Origin of the sequence: Rhodoferax sp. (assembly GCF_014859475.1) — a bacterium.
GTDB lineage: Bacteria > Pseudomonadota > Gammaproteobacteria > Burkholderiales > Burkholderiaceae_C > Rhodoferax.
The window spans coordinates 1-4,742 of sequence record NZ_JACUUE010000196.1 but is presented as its reverse complement, the minus strand read 5'-3'; the positions used below and the strand labels follow the sequence as shown (position 1 = coordinate 4,742).

Below are 4,742 nucleotides of genomic sequence, written 5' to 3'. Positions count from 1 at the left end.
TGATGGCGCGGCCCATGCGGTAGGCCACGTTGCCGTTGCGGCTCCACACGCCAGCACCCAGACCGTACAGCGTGTCGTTGGCTTGAGCCAGGGCGTCGGCTTCATCCTTGAAGGTGGTGACAGCCAGCACGGGGCCAAAAATTTCTTCCTGGAACACGCGCATTTTGTTGTGACCCTTGAGCAAGGTTGGCTCAACGTAGTAGCCACCAGCCAGATCGCCGCTCAAGTTGGCTTGGTGACCACCGGTGAGCACTTGTGCGCCTTCCTGTTTGCCGATGTCCATGTACGACAGGATTTTGTCGAGTTGCACTTTGGAGGCCTGCGCGCCGAGCATGGTCTCAGAGTCCAGCGGGTTGCCTTGTTTGATGGCGCGCACACGCGGCAGCACACGTTCCATGAACTTGTCGTAAATGCTTTCCTGAATCAAGGCGCGGCTCGGGCAGGTGCAGACTTCGCCCTGGTTGAAAGCAAACAGCACCAGGCCTTCGATGGCCTTGTCCAGAAAACCATCGTCGCGATCCATGATGTCGGCAAAGAACACGTTGGGGGATTTGCCACCGAGCTCCAGCGACGCCGGAATCAGGTTGTTGGCAGCGGCCTGGGCAATCACCCGGCCGGTGCTGGTAGAGCCGGTGAAGGCAATCTTGGCAATGCGTTTGCTGGTGGCCAGCGGCATGCCGGCCTCGCGGCCAAAACCGTTGACGATGTTGAGCACGCCCGGGGGCAGCAGGTCGCCAATGACTTCCATCAAAATCAGAATACTTACCGGGGTGGACTCTGCCGGTTTGAGCACCACGCAGTTGCCCGCAGCCAGCGCCGGGGCCAGCTTCCAGGCGGCCATCAAAATCGGGAAGTTCCACGGAATGATCTGCCCGACCACCCCAAGCGGCTCATGGTAGTGGTAGGCCACGGTGGTTTCGTTGATGTCGCTCAAAGCGCCTTCTTGTGCGCGGATGCAACCGGCAAAGTAGCGGAAGTGGTCGCTTGAGAGCGGAATGTCAGCGGCCATGGTTTCGCGGATGGGCTTGCCGTTATCGACAGTTTCGGCATAGGCCAGCAGCTCCAGGTTGGCATCGATGCGGTCGGCAATCTTGAGCAAGATGTTGGAGCGGTCGGCCACCGAGGTTTTGCCCCAAGCGTCAGAAGCGGCGTGGGCGGCATCGAGTGCCAGGTCAATGTCTTCAGCGCCCGAGCGTGCGGCTTGGGTGTAAACCTTGCCGCTGATGGGTGTGATCACATCAAAGTACTGGGCTTTGAGCGGGGCCACGTATTTGCCGCCAATGAAGTTGTCGTAACGGGTTTTGTAAGCGATTTTTGCGCCGGCTTGGCCGGGGGCTGCGTAGATCATTGTGAATCCTCTGGGTGTCGTTGGTTGATGAGTTTCCCCTGCGGGCAGGGTGTCGTTAACTATCAAATCGCGTGCCAACGCCGCGACCAAAACGTATCGCATTGATTTATATGAAGTTTCTCTTGAACGTTATGGCGGTGGCCGGGTCTTTGGGTGTTGCAATGTGTGGCAGTTGTCAAACAACGTGACAGTGGACAAGCCCGGCCTCTATGCAGGCCAGTTCATATCGCTGGGAATCACGCCGCTGGCTATCATTGTTGTCATTCAAATGACAAACAGCAGACCCTCGTCTGACCAGGAGACACCTTGCGAAGCTCCCCAAATGCCTTGGTTTTACGCCAGGCGCGCCAGCATTTACTTGAACATGGCGATGTGTGTGCCGATGGCCTGGATGCCTTTGTAGCGCGCTCATGGCAGCGCTCCCTGGCCGCCGGGCTGCAGCCGGTCGGGCGCGTGTTGGACACCGCGCACGCCAACGGTGCCGGTCTGCGCGAGTCGCTGGTGGCCAACCAGGAACTGCTGGCGCACTCACAGCCGGTGATGGAAGCCTTGTTTCAGTTGGTTCGCGACAGCCAGGGCATGGTCATTCTGGCGGACAAGCACGGCATGCTGATGCACACCCTGGGCCATGCCGATTTCCTGGGCAAGGCCGAGCGGGTCGCCCTGTCGTGCGGTGCCTCGTGGCACGAGCAGCATCGCGGCACCAATGCCATTGGCACGGCGCTGACCGAGGCCAGGGGCATCGAAATTCACGGTGCCGAACACTTTTTGGAGCGCAACGACTTCCTGACTTGCACGGCGGCGCCGATCCGCTCGGCACAGGGTCACTTGTTGGGCGTGCTCGATATCTCCGGCGACCAGCGCAGCGGCCCCCCGCACACCTTGGGCTTGGTCAGCATGGCGGCGTGCATGATCGAAAACCGGCTCATCACCACCACGTGCCAGCAGCAAATACGGCTGCATCTGCACTCCCAACTGGAGGGGCTGGGCACGGTGGCCGAGGGCATTGTGGTACTCAGCAACGACGCTTGGGTGGTGGGTGGCAACTGTGCCGGGCTGGCCTTGCTGCGCTTGAGCACGCCTGATCTGGGGGTAGCCCGGCTCGAGAATTTGCTCGATGTCAGTCTGGATGAACTCTTGTCGCGCCACCAGCGTCGCCCGGGGCAGGCATCGCAGGTCAGGCGCAGTGACGGCAGCATCCTGTTCGTGCTGCTGGAGCAAGCCCAGCGCACCTGGCCCAGTCGGCCCGCCAGTCAGGCCGCGTCTGTTGCCGATCGATCCCCTTTGAACTTCGTTAAAGATGCCTTGGCGCAGCTTGACACCGGTGACGCGCGCTGGCGCGCGGCCGCAGACAAGGCGCGTCGGGTGCTCGACAAATCCATCCCGCTGCTGATTCAGGGCGAGTCGGGGGTTGGCAAAGAGCTGTTTGCCCGTGCCGCGCACAACAGTGGTGCGCGCCGCAACCAGCCTTTTGTGGCAATCAATTGCGCGGCCGTGCCTGAGAATCTGATCGAGGCCGAACTGTTTGGTTATGCCGCCGGTGCCTTCACGGGTGCCCGCCGCGAAGGCAGCCCGGGGCGGCTGCGCGAGGCGCATGGCGGCACGCTGTTTCTGGATGAGATTGGCGACATGCCTTTGGCCATGCAAGCGCGTTTGCTGCGGGTGTTGCAGGAGCGCCAGGTCAGCCCGCTGGGCGGCGGGCCTTTGGTGGCGGTGGACTTTGCGTTGATCTGCGCCACCCATTGCAAATTGCGTGAGGCGGCAGAACTGGGGCAATTTCGCAGTGACCTGTTTTACCGAATCAACGGCCTGACGCTGATCTTGCCGCCGTTACGTGAACGCACTGATTTCCAGGTGCTGACGCAGCGCCTGCTGGCTGACCTGAACCCTGGGCGCGGCGTGGTGCTGGCCGCTGGATTGTTGCAACGCCTGAGCCAGCACCCGTGGCCCGGCAATCTGCGCCAATACGCCAACGCCTTGCGCACCGCCAGCGCCATGCTCGACGCGCATGAGCACGAAATTTCATGGTCTCACTTGCCCGACGACCTGGCCGAGGATTTGGCGGCAGCCGAGCGGGTGGTGGCAACTCAGCGCGCGCCACACACCAAGGCGCCAGCGCTGTCGCACAACCTCCAGGCGTTGTCGCGGGCTGCCATTGACCAAGCGCTGCAAAGCAGCCACGGCAACATCTCGGAAGCTGCCAAACAGCTCGGCATCAGTCGTCAGACGCTTTACCGCAAATTAGCCTGAATGAACCCTATCAGCTCGCATTGCGCAGCAGCACATACAGCGCCGTGCCTGCCAGAATGCTCAGCAGCGGCTGCCGACGCCACCATTGAAGTGCCGCCACCGTGGCTACGGCGGCCAGCTCGGCCCAAGGGCCGGACGGGTTGTCGCGGGCATGACCGGCCAGCGTGTGGATCAGCAGCAGCGTCATGATGGCCAGCGGCAAAAAGCGCCCCAGTCGTTGCACCAGCGGATGGCTTTGCAGGAAGCGCGCGGCCAGAAAGGGCAGGGCGCGCAGGCCGAAAGTGACCAGCGCCATGGCGGCGATCACGCCGAGCGCGTAGCGGGTGTCGATCATGGCGTCGCCTTTTGGGGTCTGGTTGTGGGCCAAAAAAGTCCGGCCAGCACGCTCAGGGCGATGGCGAGCAGCAAGGCCTGCTGTGGCATCACCGTCCAGGCCGCGGCGTAGCTCGCCACGGCCACCCACAGTGGAGCGCTTGAGTCGGCGCTGCGCCATTGCTCTACCGCCAGCACGGCAAACAGCGCGGCCAGCGCAAAGTCCAGCCCCACCAGGCCAATTTGCGCCTGCGCTCCAATCAGCGCACCCAGCAGTGTGCCCAGCACCCACCAGCCCTGGTTGAGCAGCGCCACCGTGACCATCTGGCGCGTGCTGGTGCCTGCGGGCAGTGTGGTTAGTACCGAATAGGTTTCATCGGTGAGGGCAAACACCAGATACCAGCGCGCCAAAGGCTTTGTGGGCAACTTGTCGAGCAGCGACAGGCCATAAAACACATGGCGCAGGTTGACCACCAGCGTGGCCAGGGCGATGGCAGCCAGCGGCAGACCAGCGGCCAGCATCGGCACCATCATGAACTGCGCGGCACCGGCAAACACCAGGATGCTGGCGAAAAGCGCCAGCCACCAGGGCGCGCCCGCCTGCACAAACAGGAAGCCGAACACCATGCCCAGCGGCACATAGCCCATGGCCACCGGCACCGAGAGCGAGAGCACGGAAATAGCTGGCGTCTGCGGGGCAGGTGGGGTTTGTGGCGGCTTGGAAGTGGTGGTCATGAAACGGCAGAAAGTGGCCCGCCATGCGGCGAACTGGCGCGTCATGTTAACGTGAAAGAACAGCCCCGTCATTGCGAACGAAGTGACGCAATCCATG

The 4,742-nt window shown here is 62.3% G+C and carries 4 protein-coding genes; 1 reads left to right on the top strand and 3 read right to left on the bottom strand.

Translation table 11 applies throughout. The features are described from left to right. Window positions 1-1,348, bottom strand: a 1,348-nt coding sequence (locus IBX54_RS12780) for an aldehyde dehydrogenase family protein (RefSeq protein ID WP_296543038.1), incomplete at its 3' end; no start/stop codon positions are given. 306 nt (window positions 1,349-1,654) lie between these two features. Between IBX54_RS12780 and IBX54_RS12775 the strand changes: the two genes are divergently transcribed. Beyond that, window positions 1,655-3,598 (top strand): sigma-54-dependent Fis family transcriptional regulator, encoded by a 1,944-nt coding sequence (locus IBX54_RS12775; RefSeq protein ID WP_296543037.1) that lies wholly within the window; start codon window positions 1,655-1,657, stop codon window positions 3,596-3,598. A gap of 10 nt (window positions 3,599-3,608) precedes the next feature. Here the strand turns inward: IBX54_RS12775 and IBX54_RS12770 are convergent, their stop codons facing one another. Continuing rightward, a complete protein-coding gene (locus tag IBX54_RS12770) occupies window positions 3,609-3,932 on the bottom strand; it encodes an AzlD domain-containing protein (RefSeq protein WP_296543036.1) in 324 nt (107 codons plus the stop codon). Beyond that, window positions 3,929-4,741 (bottom strand): AzlC family ABC transporter permease, encoded by an 813-nt coding sequence (locus tag IBX54_RS12765; protein ID WP_296543035.1) that lies wholly within the window; start codon window positions 4,739-4,741, stop codon window positions 3,929-3,931. The genes IBX54_RS12770 and IBX54_RS12765 overlap by 4 nt, the downstream gene beginning before the upstream one ends. Between the last annotated feature and the right edge of the window lies 1 nt (window position 4,742).

Bases quoted from the DNA above. Each gene is read 5' to 3' on its own strand.
- IBX54_RS12765 (WP_296543035.1), bottom strand. From the start codon at position 4,741: ATGGATTGCGTCACTTCGTTCGCAATGACGGGGCTGTTCTTTCACGTT.
- IBX54_RS12770 (WP_296543036.1), bottom strand. From the start codon at position 3,932: ATGATCGACACCCGCTACGCGCTCGGCGTGATCGCCGCCATGGCGCTG.